15 protein-coding genes are annotated in these 14493 nt (G+C 68.3%); 5 read left to right on the top strand and 10 right to left on the bottom strand.

Annotated features, from left to right (window positions below; genetic code table 11):
* Window position 1: 1 nt before the first annotated feature.
* The gene (locus FOJ82_RS11995; protein WP_221933143.1) at window positions 2-2134 is read right to left on the bottom strand and encodes a PhoX family protein; all 2133 of its coding nucleotides are present in this window, start codon (window positions 2132-2134) and stop codon (window positions 2-4) included.
* A 95-nt stretch (window positions 2135-2229) separates the two neighbouring features.
* Window positions 2230-2913: a GNAT family N-acetyltransferase gene (locus tag FOJ82_RS11990; RefSeq protein WP_185975771.1), complete on the bottom strand. Its 684-nt coding sequence runs from the start codon at window positions 2911-2913 to the stop codon at window positions 2230-2232.
* Window positions 2914-2990: 77 nt separating this feature from the next.
* Between FOJ82_RS11990 and FOJ82_RS11985 the strand changes: the two genes are divergently transcribed.
* Window positions 2991-4043 (top strand): NAD(P)-binding domain-containing protein, encoded by a 1053-nt coding sequence (locus FOJ82_RS11985; protein ID WP_143938733.1) that lies wholly within the window; start codon window positions 2991-2993, stop codon window positions 4041-4043.
* On the opposite strand, the gene FOJ82_RS11980 is transcribed toward FOJ82_RS11985, so the two are convergent.
* The 3 genes from FOJ82_RS11980 to FOJ82_RS11970 are packed head-to-tail and all read right to left on the bottom strand — an operon-like array spanning window position 4029 to window position 5810.
* Window positions 4029-4517, bottom strand: coding sequence for a prepilin peptidase (locus tag FOJ82_RS11980; RefSeq protein ID WP_143938732.1), 489 nt, complete (start codon window positions 4515-4517; stop codon window positions 4029-4031). The two genes, FOJ82_RS11985 and FOJ82_RS11980, sit on opposite strands and share 15 nt — an antisense overlap.
* Window positions 4517-5425, bottom strand: coding sequence for a type II secretion system F family protein (locus FOJ82_RS11975; RefSeq protein ID WP_143938731.1), 909 nt, complete (start codon window positions 5423-5425; stop codon window positions 4517-4519). The genes FOJ82_RS11980 and FOJ82_RS11975 overlap by 1 nt, the downstream gene beginning before the upstream one ends.
* Before the next feature lie 4 nt (window positions 5426-5429).
* Entirely contained in the window at window positions 5430-5810 is a 381-nt protein-coding gene (locus FOJ82_RS11970) for a type II secretion system F family protein (RefSeq protein ID WP_281279946.1), read from the bottom strand.
* Window positions 5811-5841: 31 nt separating this feature from the next.
* On the opposite strand from FOJ82_RS11970, the gene FOJ82_RS11965 reads away from it, so the two are divergent.
* Window positions 5842-8217 (top strand): ATP-binding cassette domain-containing protein, encoded by a 2376-nt coding sequence (locus FOJ82_RS11965; RefSeq protein ID WP_246099864.1) that lies wholly within the window; start codon window positions 5842-5844, stop codon window positions 8215-8217.
* On the opposite strand, the gene lnt is transcribed toward FOJ82_RS11965, so the two are convergent.
* Together lnt and FOJ82_RS11955 are read right to left on the bottom strand one after the other, a co-directional pair.
* Window positions 8195-9781, bottom strand: coding sequence for an apolipoprotein N-acyltransferase (lnt, locus tag FOJ82_RS11960; protein ID WP_143938729.1), 1587 nt, complete (start codon window positions 9779-9781; stop codon window positions 8195-8197). The two genes, FOJ82_RS11965 and lnt, sit on opposite strands and share 23 nt — an antisense overlap.
* 60 nt (window positions 9782-9841) lie before the next feature.
* A complete protein-coding gene (locus FOJ82_RS11955; RefSeq protein ID WP_143938728.1) occupies window positions 9842-11140 on the bottom strand; it encodes an HNH endonuclease signature motif containing protein in 1299 nt (432 codons plus the stop codon).
* 184 nt (window positions 11141-11324) lie between these two features.
* On the opposite strand from FOJ82_RS11955, the gene FOJ82_RS11950 reads away from it, so the two are divergent.
* Window positions 11325-11657 carry a VOC family protein gene (locus FOJ82_RS11950; protein ID WP_246099863.1) on the top strand — a complete coding sequence of 111 codons (333 nt, stop codon included), beginning with the start codon at window positions 11325-11327 and terminating at the stop codon, window positions 11655-11657.
* Between the two features lie 120 nt (window positions 11658-11777).
* Here FOJ82_RS11950 and FOJ82_RS11945 read toward each other — a convergent pair whose 3' ends face one another.
* Both FOJ82_RS11945 and FOJ82_RS11940 read right to left on the bottom strand, forming a co-directional pair.
* Window positions 11778-12380: a DUF305 domain-containing protein gene (locus tag FOJ82_RS11945; protein ID WP_221933142.1), complete on the bottom strand. Its 603-nt coding sequence runs from the start codon at window positions 12378-12380 to the stop codon at window positions 11778-11780.
* A gap of 362 nt (window positions 12381-12742) precedes the next feature.
* Window positions 12743-12922 (bottom strand): hypothetical protein, encoded by a 180-nt coding sequence (locus FOJ82_RS11940; RefSeq protein ID WP_143938727.1) that lies wholly within the window; start codon window positions 12920-12922, stop codon window positions 12743-12745.
* A gap of 58 nt (window positions 12923-12980) precedes the next feature.
* Here FOJ82_RS11940 and FOJ82_RS11935 point away from each other — a divergent pair, with 58 nt between their 5' ends.
* Window positions 12981-13316, top strand: a complete 336-nt coding sequence (locus tag FOJ82_RS11935; protein WP_143938726.1) for a hypothetical protein — start codon at window positions 12981-12983, stop codon at window positions 13314-13316.
* A 57-nt stretch (window positions 13317-13373) separates the two neighbouring features.
* The gene (locus tag FOJ82_RS11930) at window positions 13374-13631 is read left to right on the top strand and encodes a hypothetical protein (RefSeq protein ID WP_143938725.1); all 258 of its coding nucleotides are present in this window, start codon (window positions 13374-13376) and stop codon (window positions 13629-13631) included.
* On the opposite strand, the gene FOJ82_RS11925 is transcribed toward FOJ82_RS11930, so the two are convergent.
* Complete coding sequence (locus FOJ82_RS11925) at window positions 13628-14440, bottom strand: alpha/beta fold hydrolase (RefSeq protein ID WP_185975770.1); 813 nt, start codon at window positions 14438-14440, stop codon at window positions 13628-13630. The genes FOJ82_RS11930 and FOJ82_RS11925 overlap by 4 nt on opposite strands.
* Between the last annotated feature and the right edge of the window lie 53 nt (window positions 14441-14493).

Genomic DNA, 14493 nt, shown 5'->3' with positions numbered 1-14493 from the left:
CTCAGTTGCCCGTGCTGGGCAGCCCGGGCCGTGCGGTGCCGCCGTCGTCGTCACCGGGCGTGCTGCTGGGCGAGGGCGAGACCGACGGGGCCTGCGTCGGCGACTGCGTGGCCGACGGCGACGGGGAGGGCGATGGCGAGGGCGTCACGGTCGGCCAGATGCTGACGATCGACGGGCGCGGCACGGAGTCGCCACCGTCGGGCCAGTGGGACGTCTGCGCGTCGAAGGAGGCCTCGTCCCCCTCTCCCGGGTGCTGGACCGCGATGTTGACGCGGTCGTCGCCGACCCAGGGGCCGCAGCACTCGGCGTCGTTGGGCACGGACAGGAACTGGCGCACCCGGCCACGGTTCTCGCCGTCGACGATGACCTCGTAGAGGCCGTCATGGGCGCCGAGCTTGTTGCCGTCGGTGGAGATCCACAGGTTGCCGTTCGAGTCGAAGGCGACGTTGTCCGGGCAGGAGATGGGGGAGACCTGCGACTTGTCGTAGCCCGCGAAGTAGGTGCTCGGGTCCGCCGGGTCACCGGCCAGGAGCAGCACGTTCCAGCCGAAGGTGGTCGAGGCGTGGTCCTCGCCGCCGGGAACCAGTTCGATGACGTGGCCGTGCTTGTTCGACGAGCGCGGGTTGGCCTCGTCCACCTGCTCGACGGTGCGGTTGGTGTTGTTGGTCAGCGCCAGGTACACGCGGCCGTTGACGGGGTTGGTCTCGACGTCCTCGGGCCGGTCCATCTTCGTGGCGCCGACGGTGTCGGCGGCCAGGCGGGTGAACAGCAGCACCTCGGCCGCGGTGAAGCCGTCGACGAAGGACTCGTCGTTGTGCACGAGCGGGATCCACTCGCCGGTGCCGTCGAAGGCGCCGTAGGCCGGGAGCTGGCCGCCGTCGGCGATGGTGCCCGAGTTGCCGTCGAAGCGGGCCACGTAGAGGGTGCCCCGGTCCAGCAGGTCGGCGTTGGCGGCGGCGCCGCCGTCCAGGTCGGCGACGTCGTCGGAGACGAACTTGTAGACGTAGTCGAAGCGCTCGTCGTCACCGGAGTAGACGACGGCCCGGCCGTCGGCGGCGATCGCCACGGTGCCGGCCTCGTGCTTGAACCGGCCGAGGGCCGTGCGCTTCTTCGGGGTGGAGTCCGGGTCGAACGGGTCGACCTCAACGATCCAGCCGAAGCGGTTGGCCTCGTTGGGCTCGAGGGTGAGGTCGAAGCGGTCGTGGAACAGTTCCCAACCGCGCTCGGTCTGGCCGCCGCGCAGGCCGTAGCGTGCCAGACGGGTCGCTGCGGGCTCGTCGGTCACCTGCTCGGCGTTGGCGAAGTACTGGTTGAAGTTCTCCTCGGCGGTCAGCCAGGTGCCCCACGGCGTCAGGCCGCCCGCACAGTTGTTGAGGGTCCCGCGCACGACGGTGCCGGAGGGATCCTCGGTGGTGCGCAGGAGCTCGTGTCCCGCCGCGTGACCGGTGAGCTCGAACTTGCTGGTGGCGGTGAAGCGACGGTTGAGCTCGTGGTCGAGCACCGGGGTCAGCCGGCCGCTGCCGGCCTCCTTCGACACGGCCACCACGGACAGGCCGTGGGCGGCGAGCCCGATGTTGACCTGCTCCTCGGTGGGGGCGCCGGCGACGTAGTCGGGGAACATGATGTACTCGTCGGTGTACTCGTGGTTCACCATCATGAGCTCGGTCTCGGCGTCGAGCTCGAAGAATCCGAGGAAGTCGCAGTTGTAGCCGAACTGCTGCGCCTGGGCGGCGGCGGTCTGGGCCATCACGTCGAAGTCGGGTGCCGTCGAGAAGAGCTTGTCACCCCAGCGCATCACGATGTCCTGCTCCCAGCCCTCCGGGATGAACACGGAGTCGGTGGCCTGCGGCGCGATCGCCTCGAAGTCCAGCACCGGTTCGGCGGCGAACGCGGACGGGGTGGACCCGGCGGTGATCACGGACCCCGCGACGGCCACGGCACCGACGACGGCACCGGCCTTGAGGAACCCACGCCGGGAGACGACGGTGGCCACGACGTCGGCGAAGTACTCGTTGCCCGTGGTGTTGGGGACCTCGTGGAAGCAGGCGTCGCCGCAGCGCATCCTGCAGGTCATGGACGAGCGGTTCCCGTGGACGGGTGCGCCGAGGATCGGCAGGAGTTTGCGAAGGTGCATCGTGGATGTTCCTCTCGGGGTGGGATGACAACGGGTGTCAGCCAACCGGGAGAACACGAACTGCCGGCCACCGGCGGGTTAACGCCGGCTGAACATCAGGTGATCGGCACTGCCAACGACTGCAGTTCAACGGCAAGCGACGGGGTCTGCACGCGCTTGAGTGCGATGGCGACGCGCTCCTGCAGCCCCACCTTCACCCCCGGCCAGTCCTGCGCGAGGATGGAGTAGACGACGGTGTCGCGCCAGGTCCCGTCGAGGCGGCGGATGTCTCGGCGCACGATGCCCTCGAACTGCGCCCCCAGCCGGGTGATGGCCCCGCGAGAACGGGTGTTGTTGATGTCGGCCTGGATCTTGACGCGACCGAACCCGCAGTCCTCGAACGTGTGTTTGAGCGTCAGGAGCTTGGTCTCGACATTGATGCCCATGCCCCAGAACTCGCGCCCGATGAACGTGCCACCGAGGTGCAGCTTCTCGTTGACCAGGTCCATCTCGCTCAGCGACGTGGTGCCGACGACCGTCCCCGGCCTGCCGAAGGCGGGGTTGGCCAGGCGAATCACGTAGACGGCGCACTCCCGGGCGAGGCGACCGTTGATCCAGGCCGCGGTTTCCGAGAGGTCCGCATGGGGCCTCTCGAAGGGGTAGCCGCCACCGCAGGCGCTGGGATCGGACATGACCGAGTGCAGGTCGGGAAGGTCGCGCTCGACGATCGGATCGAGGGACACGATGTCGCCCATCAGCGACTCGCCGGAAGGCCGGCGGCACAGGAAGTTGTGACTCACGCGGATCAGTATCAGGCCATGATGGCCCGGCTGCCAAATGGGGGAATTTCCGCGCGCCGGGAGGCGTTTGACCGGGCGTGGGACAAGCGCTTTCAGCAGTCGTGGTCGGGGCCGGGCAGGCCGGTTTGTCGGCTGCCCACCACCTGCTGCGGCTCGGGCTCGAGCCATGGCACGAACTCCTGGTCCTGGACGCCAATGACGCCGCCGGCGGCGCGTGGCAGCACCGCTGGCGCACCCTCACCATGCACGACGTGCACGGGGTGGCGGCGCTGCCCGGCGAGGAGCCGCCGTCCACCTCCCCGGAGGAGCGGGCGAACGAGGCGGTGCCCGCCTACTTCGACGGCTACGAGCGGCGTTTCGGCATTCCCGTGGAGCGACCGGTGCGGGTGGACCGGGTGGCCTCCGAGGGTGAACTGCTGCGCGTGCAGGCGGGGGAGCGGAGCTGGCTCACCCGCACCCTGGTGAACGCCACCGGCACCTGGAACCGGCCGTTCTTGCCGCACTACCCGGGCGTGGGGACCTTCACCGGACGCCACCTCCACACCCACGGCTACCGGCACCCCGGTGAGTTCGCCGGCCAGCACGTCGTCGTGGTCGGCGGAGGGGCCTCCGCGGTGCAGCTGCTGGCCGAGGTCAGCGAGTACGCGTCCGGGACCACCTGGGTGACGCGCCGCGCGCCGATCTGGCGCAGCGAACCGTTCACGCCGGAGGCCGGTCGGGCCGCCGTCGCACTGGTGGAGGACCGGGTCCGACAGGGCCTGCCCGCGCAGAGCGTCGTGAGCGTCACGGGCCTGATGCTGCGGGAACAGGAACAACCAGCCTGGGACCGCGGCGTCTACCAGCGGCAGCCGATGTTCGAGCGCATCGACGGCGGCGACGTCGTCTGGGCCGACGGCAGGCGACAGCACGCCGACGCGATCATCTGGGCCACCGGCTTCCGCCCCGACGTCGCCCACCTCGCCCCACTCGGTCTCACCTCGCCCGCCGGTGGGATCCAGCTCGAGGGGACCGAGTCCGTGGTGGACCCTCGGGTCCAGCTGGTGGGGTACGGGCCATCGTCGAGCACGATCGGAGCCAACCGCGCCGGACGGGTGGCCGCCCGAAATGTGATGCGCCTACTGGGTCGGTAGCAGCGCAACCGCCGCCACGGCGCCCGCAACCATCCACGGCCCGAACGGGATGTCGGTGTCCTTCCCACCGCTGCGGGCCAGGAGGACCACGAGCGCCACGACGGCGTTGAGCACGAACGCGGCAAGTGTCCCGGCTCCGAGGTGGGCCCAACCGAACCAGCCCAGGAAGCCACCCACCACGCCCGCGAACTTCACGTCCCCGAGGCCCAGACCCGCGGGATTGATGAACGCGAGCACGAAGTAGCCCACAACCAGCGCCAGCGCCGCCAGTGCGGCGCGGCCCAGCCGCGACCAGTCACCCTCGACCGCGGAACTGACCGCGAGCCCCACGAACAGCAGCCCGGCGGCCGCAACAACCATCCTGTCCGGCAGCCGGGCGGCCTCCTCGCCGAGTTCCCTGCGCAACCAGGGAGTCAGCAGGGCGGCAAGCAGCGCGCACAGTGCTGCCACGGCCAGGACGAGCGGGATCGGCATCACATTCCGCTGAACGCGGCGACCATGTTGATGACGGCTGGTCCGAGGACGACGATGAAGAGCACGGGCAGGATGAACAGCATCAGGGGCATGAGCACCTTCACCGGGATCTTCTGTGCGGCCTCCTCGGCGCGCTGCCGGCGCTTGAGCCGCATCTCCTTGGCCTGGGTGCGCAGCACGTCAGCGATGGAGATGCCGTAGGCGTCCGCCTGCACCACGGCCCGCACGAACCGGCGCAGGTCCGGCACGGACGTGCGCTGGGTCAGCGACTCGAAGGCCTGACGGCGCGAGCGGCCGATCTGGATGTCCTGGAGGGTGCGGCGCAACTCCTCCGCAAGCGGGCCCTTCCCGTTGCGGGCAGCCTGCTGCATGGCGGCGTCGAAGCCGAGGCCGGCCTCCACGGAGATAGTCATCTGGTCAAGGGTATCGGCCAGCTCGTACTGGATCTTCTCGTTTCGGGTGGCGCCGTCGCTGTTGAGCTTGATCTCCGGGTAGAAGTACAACGCGATCGCCATCACCACGATGACCAGCGCGAACAGGGGAGGAAGTTCGGATCGCAGGACGCCGAACACGACGAGGGCCGCGACCGGTACCCACAGCATCTTCATGACCAGCAGCTTGTCGATGGCCCAACCCTGGGGGGGACGCCCTGCCAACAGGTGTTGGCGGTGCAGCATCCGCAACACAGGGGGCGGGGTGACCCGGCGCGCGAACGCCGCGATGGCGCTGGTGCTCTCGGGGGCGGGTCGAATGTCGTCGCCCCTGGGGGCGGCCACGACGTTGCGGCCCCGGTTCAGGTTGGCCAACACCTGGCGTCGGCTGGGGTCGACCAGTTCGGCCAGTCCCCACCCGATCAGGGCGGCTGCGGTGGCGGCGAGGCCGGCGGCGATGAGCGTGATCTCGGTCATGGCATCAGAACTTGATCGTCACGGTCTTGGAGAGCCAGATCCCGCCGATGACCAGCATCACGACGCCGGCTCCGAGGATCGCGAATCCGAGCAGGCCGCCGGAGACCAGCGGGGCGAGGTAGGTGGGGTTGGTCAGGAGCAGGAAGGCCATGACGACGAATGGCAGGGCCATCAGGATCACTGCGGACAGGCGGCCCTCGGCGGACAGCGCGCTGACCATGCGACGGATCTCGTTGCGTTCCCGGATGGTGTTGGCGACCTGGTCCAGCACCTCGGCGAGGTTTCCGCCCACCTGGTGGTTGATCGCGATGGCCTGGGCCACCCAGACGAAGTCCTCGCTCTCCATGCGGGCGGCTTCTCTGCTCAATCCAGCCAAATTGGACACGCCGATCGGGACCACGTGGGAGCATGTCCGGGTGAGTTCTACCCAGAGCAAGGCGAGCCACCCAGCCGATTCCCACGACCTGATCCGCGTCACGGGTGCACGGGAGAACAACCTCAAGGACGTATCCGTCGAGATCCCCAAGCGGAGACTCACGGTCTTCACCGGAGTGTCGGGCTCAGGGAAGAGTTCGCTGGTGTTCAACACCATCGCGGCCGACTCGCAGCGGCTCATCAACGAGACCTATTCGGCTTTCCTGCAGGTCTTCATGCCCAACGTCGCTCGTCCCGACGTGGACCGGCTCGAGGGGCTGACCACCGCGATCATCGTCGACCAGGAGCGCATGGGGGCGAACCCACGCTCGACCGTCGGCACCGCCACCGACGCCAATGCCCTGCTGCGGATTCTCTTCAGCAAGCTGGGCGACCCGCACATCGGCCCACCCAATGCGTACTCGTTCAATGTGCCCTCGGTCAGCGCGTCGGGCGCGATCACCGTCGAACGCGGCGGCAAGACCATCGCGGAGAAAGCGTCGTTTCACCGGCTGGGCGGAATGTGCCCGCACTGCGAGGGCAGGGGAGAGGTCAGCGACTTCAACCTCGCCGCCCTCTACGACGAGGAGAAGTCCCTCAACGAGGGCGCCATCACGGTCCCCGGCTACAGCATGGACGGTTGGTACGGACGCATCTACCGCGAGTCCGGTTTCTTCGACCCGGACAAGCCGATCAAGAAGTACAACAAACGAGAGATGCACGACTTCCTCTACAAGGAGGCCACCAAGGTCAAGGCCAGCGGAATCAACATCACCTACCTCGGCCTGATCCCGCAGATCCAGAAGTCCTACCTCTCCAAGGACGTCGAGGCGATGCAGCCCCACATCCGCCGGTTCGTGGACCAGGCCGTGGTGTTCGGGACCTGCCCCGAGTGCGACGGCACCCGGTTGGCTCCCGAGGCCCGCTCGTCGAAGATCCGGGGCATCAACATCGCCGACGCCTGTGCCATGCAGATCACTGATCTCGCAGCCTGGGTGGCGGAACTCGACGAGCCCTCGGTGGTGCCATTGCTGCGCACCCTGGGGGAGACGCTCGACCACTTCGTCGAGGTCGGTCTGGGCTATCTCAGCCTCAACCGTCCCGCCGGCACCCTCTCCGGCGGAGAGGCGCAGCGGACCAAGCTGATCCGCCACCTCGGCTCCTCCCTGACGGACGTCACCTACGTCTTCGACGAACCGACGATCGGTCTCCACCCGCACGACATCAGGCGCATGAACAACCTGCTGCTGCAGCTGCGCGACAAGGGCAACACGGTCCTCGTGGTGGAGCACAAGCCGGAGGTCATCGAGATCGCCGACCACGTCGTCGACCTCGGCCCACGGGCCGGGTCCAAGGGCGGCGAGATCATGTTCGAGGGCGACGTCACCGGACTGCGCCGCAGCTACACCCTCACGGGCAAGCACCTCGAGGACCGCGCCTCCCTGAAGGAGTCCGTTCGCGAGCCGAAGTCCGCCCTGGAGGTGCGGGGAGCAAGAACGAACAACCTCCGGGACGTCGACGTCGACATCCCGCTCGGCGTGCTGGTGGTGCTCACCGGCGTGGCGGGCTCCGGCAAGAGCTCGCTCATCAACGGCTCGGTGGCCGACCGCGACGACGTGGTGGTCATCGACCAGACCGGCATCCGAGGATCCCGCCGCAGCAACCCGGCCACCTACACCGGCATGCTCGACCCGATCCGCAAGGCGTTCGCGAAGGCCAACGACGTCAAGCCTGCCCTGTTCAGCGCCAACTCGGAGGGCGCCTGCCCCACCTGCAAGGGGGCCGGCGTCATCTACATGGAGCTCGGCATCATGGCCACCGTCTCCACCCCGTGCGAGGACTGCGGCGGCAAGCGCTACGACACCGCCGTGCTGGAGTACAAGCTCGCGGGCAGGGACATCAGCGAGGTCCTGGCGATGTCGGTGGACGAGGCCGTGGAGTTCTTCGCGGCCGGCGAGTCCAAGGTCCCCGCGGCCCACAAGATCCTGGTTCGCCTCTCCGACGTCGGACTCGGGTACCTACTGGTGGGACAGCCCCTGACCACCCTGTCCGGTGGTGAGCGCCAGCGCCTCAAGCTGGCCAACCAGATGGGTGACAAGGGCGACATCTACGTCCTCGACGAGCCCACCACCGGCCTCCACCTCGCCGACGTGGACAATCTCCTCGCCCTGCTGGACCGGCTCGTCGACGGTGGCAAGTCAGTCATCGTCGTGGAACACCACCAAGCTGTCATGGCGCATGCCGACTGGATCATCGACCTCGGGCCCGGCGCCGGCCACGACGGCGGCCGGGTCGTCTTCGAGGGCACACCAGCGACCCTCGTCGCCGATGCCTCCACCACCACGGGCGAGCACCTCAAGGCCTACGTCGGCGCCTGACTGCTGCCACCGCCAACACCAGTAGCCAGACCACCGCGCCCACCGAGGTGGCCAGTTCCAAGGGACCGGCGATCAGGGCCGCTGCGGTGGTTCCGGTCCTTGTCGGGAGGATGTCGACGCCGTGCGCGGACCCGGGACCGGTCTCGCGCCAAAGCACCTTTCCCTCGGGGCCGATCAGACCGCTGACGCCGCTCGTGGTGACGACGAGGACCTCGCGCCGCAGCTCGGCAGCCCGGGCCCGGGTGATGGCGAACTGCTGCTCGATCTGGGCAGTTCCCTGGTACATGGCGTTGCTCGACTGGACCAACAGGACGTCGGCTGCCGCGACCTCGTGGACGTAGGGATCGAAGATCACGTCGTAGCAGACGAGCACGCCGAGCCGCAGGGGAGTGCCGTCGGCCAGTTCGACGTCGAGGAGTCCGGGCTCGGTCCCGGCCACCGACTGGGCGCCGACGTAGCGCAGCTGCGGGATGAGGGGGAGCAGCACGTCGCGGAATGGGATCCACTCACCGAAGGGCACGATGCCGCGCTTGACGTAGGTGGCGCCGATGGTGCCGTCGGGTCGCGTCCATCGGCTCGCCGTCTGCCTCTCGTCGGGGCCGGGCCCCTCGAGCACGGAGCCGACGAGGACCGGGGTACCCACGGCGTCGACCGCATCCTTGACGAGCAACCCGGTGGTGGCGTCGGTGTCGGGATCCATGTCGGTGGAGTTCTCGGGCCAGACGACGAAGTCAGGGGTCGGCAGCGCGCCCGCCGCGACGTCGTCGGCGAGTTCCGCAGTCGCGTCGGCCTGGTTGGTGGTGATGGTCCGCGCCGGTCCGAGGCCGTAGACGCCGCCGCCCGGAGCGCCGCCCTGCACCCAACCGACGGCTGCCGATCCGGACGCTGTTGCAGGGGGAACTGCCGACCCCAGACCCGCTGTCAGAGCGATCACGGCCAGCAATGCCGCAGCACCGGCGGCGCGCCGGCGGGACCACCTCAGGCCCAGCCACACGACGGTGGTACCGATGAGCGCCGTCGCCAGACCGGCTCCCACAACGCCGAGGAGGGGGAAGAGTCCCGCCAGCGGCGAGTCGACCTGGGTGTACCCGAGGCGCAACCATCCGAACCCACCGAAGGGAAACCGCGACGCGGCGTAGTCGACGGCCACCCAGGTGCCAGCCGCCAGGAGGGGCCACCAGCGGGTGTGCTCGGTCAGCTTCAGGGCTGGCCCGAGGAGCGTGTACCAGAGCGAAACGACCAGGATCAGGCCGACGGTCGCGGCCACGTCGATCACGTGCATCCAGTTGATGGTGAAACTCGTCAGCGAAAGCCCGAACGCGGCGCCGACGGCCGTCGCTTCCCTCGCGCCAGCCGAGAGTCGGACCGCAAGCACCAGACCGGCCACCCCTGCCGGCGCGAGCGGCCACCAGCCGAGCGGGGCGAATCCGGTTCCGAGCGCCAGGCCCGACACGAGGGCCACCGCAAGTAGCAGCGGAAGCCCCAGCCGTGGGCCTGCTTGGGTCCGTGAGGATGCGGCGGGATCAGGGGCAGCCCGCACGTCAGCGTCGGCCACCGTGGTCATGGAATCAAGCGTAGTCGCACTCTCCGAGGGCTCCGAACCAGCACCGCAGCCCTCGGCCTGTCAGCCGGTGGAGCGGAGGTCGTCGTCCTGGTCGACAGCGTCGGCCTCGGCGGAGGGTGGGTGGTTGGGTTGGAAGTGGATGCAGGTGACGTCCATCGGGGTGCCCCGCAGGGGTGTGGGTCCTGGTGGTGGGTGCTGGGTGGGTGGGACTGTGTCGGGGAGTTGGATCAGTAGTGGTCTGCCGTGTGGGTTGTGGAAGGTGAGTCCGGTGGGGGTGGTTGGGTCGCCGTGGATGCTGAAGCGGTCCTGGTGGAGTTCGCGGTGGTGTCTGGGGCACAGCGAGACGAGGGAGTCGATGTCGGTGCCGCCGCCCTTGCTCCAGTGGGTGATGTGGTGGTTCTCGAGGAAGCTGGTGGTGGTGCAGCCGGGGTAGCGGCAGCCGCCGTCGCGGTCCTCGACGAGGCGGCGGGTGCGGTCTGGGACGATGCGTTGGCTGCGGCCGACGGAGACGGGTTTGGCGTCGCTCCACCACACGGGCCGGATGGTGCCGTCGCAGGTGACTTGGCGCATCAGGTGTGGGGGGAGTGCGCCCTTCTTGTTGAGCCAGGCGTTGCCGTCGGTGTCGAGGTTGATGTGGACGCGGTAGTGCTCCAGGCGGGACTTCGACTCGACGGTGTTCAGGGAGCGGTTGGCGACCTCGAGGAGGGCATCGGCGTAGGTGGCGTCGGTGTCGCCGGCGTTGAACAGGGCGTCCTTGGCCTCCTTGATGGCGCTCTCGAGGAGTGCGCCGTCGACCGGGTTGGCCTCGAAGCGGAGGTGGAAGCGGCCCTCGGTGGTGTGCATGGTCAACTTCGGGCCGTCGTCGACAGGGTTGAGTGGGCGCTCGTCCTCGGGCATCGCGGCGACGGCTTCGTCGTAGGGGGTGATGTCCTCCTTCGGCTTGGGAGGTGTGAACTGGTGCTTGTTCAACGCCCTCCGCAGCTGCGGCACCGTTGCCATCGACACCAACTCATGCGTTACCGAGCCGACGTAGTGGTCCGGGACGTTGCGGGCGACGACGGCCGCCTGGTCCAGACTGACCCGGCCGGCCTGCATCTGGTCCACCAGCCCTGACATCGCAGCGCGGCGTTGGCCCAGCGCAACGACCTCACTTGCACGCGCGGGCGACAGTGCGCAGTAGACCATCAGCCAGTGTTCGGGGGAGCGGACGCCGTCGCCGGCCCAGGTGCGGGTCTCGATGAGATCCGCGGCCAGGTCGACGAGGTCCGCATGGGTTTGTGCGAGTTGGGCGGCCAACACCCCGGCCCGGCCGGTCATCGCGACCCAGCGGTCCAGGTGGTGGTTGACTTCCTCGTCCATTCCCTAATCGTACACCAGTACGAATACCATGGGAAGGGGTTTGGGCAATCTCTATCGAGATCGTCCATACCGATTCTGAGCGCGAGGACTGACACTGGCCAGGGCCCGGACGATACTGAGGGATGGCCTCCTTCATCAGTCACACGACCTTCGATTGCCGAAACGCCTATCAACTCTCGCAGTGGTGGAACAGGTGCTCGGCTACGTCGACATCGAGGACGACCCCAACGAACCGGGCCACGAGGAATGCATGATCCAGCGCCCGGACGGCGGGCGCCAGATCCTGTTCATCGAGACGCCTGACGAGAAGTTGGTCAAGAACAGGCTGCATTTCGACCTGCGACCCAGTGACGGCAGCCGCGACGCCGAGGTCGCCAGGCTCGTCGAGTTGGGCGCCACACAGCTGGCCAACCATCGCGAGGTCCGCGGCGACGGCACGGGCTGGGTGGTTCTTGCAGACCCCGAGGGCAACGAGTTCTGCGTCCTTCGCTCCGAGGGTGAACGGATGGTCGGGTGACCCGTTGCGGCTCTGGACACCGCTGCGGATTGTAGTCCGATAAGCAGCATTATGTCACTTCACGACGCACAGTCCCGGACCGACCACCCTGCCGACTTGGGACTCCCCTCCCTCACAGGATCAATTCGGAGGACAGACGCGCTCGGGCGACTCTTGGTACGCCGGCACGGCCCGGCTCTCGGCCTCCTGAACCGTCGTCGCGATCCCGTTCTCCTGGATGTCCTTGATCAGCCACTCCATCTCGAAGATCTCCTTGCGCTGCGCCTCACTGATCGCGTATGCCAGTTCACACACGCGCACGTCTGAGATGTTCGCACGCTCCGATCGGGTGATGGCAAGCGAGTGGTGCGGAATCATCGCGCTCATGAACCCGGTGTCGTCCACCGTGGCCTGACTGCGGTCAAGGGTCGCACCGCCCACGAGTAGCGCGAGGCTGACCACCACTATCACGACGTTTCCCATGGTGCTCTTGTACATGTTCAGCATCCAGGCGAGCATGATCAGACCCATGGTGCCGCCCATGGTGAGCGACATGAACACCCGGCTCTGACTCCAGCGCACGTGGCTCCACTCCCAGGAGCCAACAAACATGGTGAAGTACATGGCCACCATGCTCGTCAGGATCATGGCCGCGAAACGAAGGTACATCTGCTTCGTGTGAGACTTCTGTTCAGGGCTCTTGCCGTCCTGATCCGATTCCTCCATCTTGCTCATGTCAGACATGACTCCACTCCCTTCCGTGGCCGGCCGTTTGGCTCGAGTCGTTGCCCCGTGTGCTCCACACTGCCATCGTGTGGCTTGCTGCAAGCGGAAACCGGTGCTGTTTGGCATCGCGATGATCGTCAAACGGGATCCTCAAGAGCAAGGGCGCCCGTGCAGCAACGACAGCGAGCCGACGGCAGGTGGAGTGGAAAGTGACTGAGGACGAGATCATCCAGCAGGTCGTCGGAGTGGGTCGGGCTGGGCCCTGAAATCGCTCGTGGCGCGTCGGATGTGACGCCGAGCCCCCGGCGGCGGGCATCCCCGCACCCACGGAGTACCGCGTCCGGCACTGGCGAACCACGGGCACTCGGACCTGAGCGCCATTACTCGGTCTCGTCCTGCTCCCACTTCTCGAACGACTCGGCGCTCTCCTCGGACACGTTGTCCCCGCCCACATCCGGGTTGTGCCTGTCGGCGTCCTCCTCGGAGCGCCGCAGGGGCGCATCCTTGACCTGGCGTTCCTCGTCGTGACCGGCAGCTTGTCCGTCGTTGTTCGTGCTCATGGTTCCAGAGTGGCACAGCGGGGCTCGCACTGGACGGCTCCCGTGACAAGGTGGATCCATGACCAATGACGCATTCGACCTTCCCGACGCCGACGAGCTGGCGCACGTCGACGAGTTCCCGCACGAGGACGAGACAGAGATCATTGAAGAGGCCAACGAGGAACTGCTCGCCAGCGAGTCCGAGGTCACCGACGAGGACCTGTCCTCCTCCGACCTGATCGACGACGGCGTCCCACCCGAGGACGTGGAGCCCGACGCCATCGGCCGGCGCGAGCTGCAGGACGACCTGCTCGAGCCCGCCGGTGAGGAGACCATCGACGAGCGCCTCCGGCAGGAGATCCCGGACCCCGACTCGGCAATCGTCCCCCCGGAGACTGAGCCGGGCCAGGCCTGAGGCGTGCCCGAGCCAGCTGGTCTCCCCCGCTGCTCGCGCGGGACTAGGATCGTCCCCATGGCTATCTCGCGGGACGAAATGATCAAGATCCTGGCTCAGGCGGACCCGGTTGGCCTGATCGCAGCCGGCGCACCCAGGGACGAGTACGCGAACGAGGCCGACGAGATCCTCGCCCTCCGCGGCACCCCTCAGGTGACCGAGATCACGGGGGTCTTCTCAGTCAGCTTCAGCGAGCCCGGCGCCTGCACCCGCGAGACCGCCCGTTGGATCGCGGAGGAGATGGCGCGGCGTTCCGCTGAACGGGGCGAAGGCTAGCAGCGCAGTACTTGACGGATGGCGGGCCAGGCGCGCTCCCCCAGCCGTTGCGCCCCTCCTGCGTCACCGCCCACAGCGTAGGGACGCGCCGGGTTCCCGACCGGCTCGCCCGGCAGTACCACCGCGTGACCGGCTCCGGGGTCGCTCACGAGGGTCGTCGACATCCCGTGGGAAGAGCGCCTCGCAGAGATCGCCCTCGCGTGCTCGAGGCTGGGCCAGACCTGGTCGTCGCCGCCTGCGACCAGCACGAGCTCTCCCCCGAACCGTTCGACGGGAATCCTCGACGCCTCGACCACGCCGGCACCCGCCGCCACCTTGCTGGCCTCGTACCAGGGCCGAAATGACGGAGGCCCGGCGTCCGGCTCCCAGTCGCGATCCATCGGGACGAACGGAACCGGCGCGCCCCGACAGGTCCACTTGCTCCTGGGCGGTCCGGTCTCATCCGAGCGGTGCCCCTCCCACGCGACGTCCGACGGCTGCAGCGCAACGACGGCGTCGACGCGGGGATCCCTCACCGCGGTGAGCAGCGCGGCCTCGGCCCCGTAGGAGAGGCCGAGCAGGACCACGCGGTCGCACTCGGCGGCGAGCAGGTCGAGCGCGGCGGTGAACGTCTCCAGCGGCACTTCGGAGGGCACGGGCGGTTGCCCCGAGCCACCGAACCAACGCAGCGCCAGCGCGGTGACCCCTCGCGAGGCGAGGAGGTCCGCCCGCGCGACGTCGAACCGGCCGCTCGAGCCCGCCAGGACCAACACTCCGGTGCCGTTGCACCCCCGGGAGTGGGCCCAGTGGAGATCAGTGGCTGCGATCACGGACGCAAGGCTATCCGCCGCCACACCCACTTCCCGCCACTGGACCCCCGACG

The sequence above is a fragment of the Tessaracoccus rhinocerotis genome (assembly GCF_007197885.1).
Lineage (GTDB): Bacteria > Actinomycetota > Actinomycetes > Propionibacteriales > Propionibacteriaceae > Arachnia > Arachnia rhinocerotis.
The sequence above is the reverse complement of the archived record's forward strand: the minus strand, read 5'-3'. Positions and strand labels throughout refer to the sequence as shown.

Excerpts from the sequence above, each read along its gene's own strand:
- FOJ82_RS11995 (WP_221933143.1), bottom strand. The coding sequence starts at position 2,134 with ATGCACCTTCGCAAACTCCTGCCGATCCTCGGCGCACCCGTCCACGGG.
- FOJ82_RS11980 (WP_143938732.1), bottom strand. The coding sequence starts at position 4,517 with ATGCCGATCCCGCTCGTCCTGGCCGTGGCAGCACTGTGCGCGCTGCTT.
- FOJ82_RS11975 (WP_143938731.1), bottom strand. The coding sequence starts at position 5,425 with ATGACCGAGATCACGCTCATCGCCGCCGGCCTCGCCGCCACCGCAGCC.
- lnt (WP_143938729.1), bottom strand. The coding sequence starts at position 9,781 with ATGACCACGGTGGCCGACGCTGACGTGCGGGCTGCCCCTGATCCCGCC.
- FOJ82_RS11955 (WP_143938728.1), bottom strand. The coding sequence starts at position 11,140 with ATGGACGAGGAAGTCAACCACCACCTGGACCGCTGGGTCGCGATGACC.
- FOJ82_RS11945 (WP_221933142.1), bottom strand. The coding sequence starts at position 12,380 with ATGTCTGACATGAGCAAGATGGAGGAATCGGATCAGGACGGCAAGAGC.
- FOJ82_RS11940 (WP_143938727.1), bottom strand. The coding sequence starts at position 12,922 with ATGAGCACGAACAACGACGGACAAGCTGCCGGTCACGACGAGGAACGC.
- FOJ82_RS11935 (WP_143938726.1), top strand. The coding sequence starts at position 12,981 with ATGACCAATGACGCATTCGACCTTCCCGACGCCGACGAGCTGGCGCAC.
- FOJ82_RS11930 (WP_143938725.1), top strand. The coding sequence starts at position 13,374 with ATGGCTATCTCGCGGGACGAAATGATCAAGATCCTGGCTCAGGCGGAC.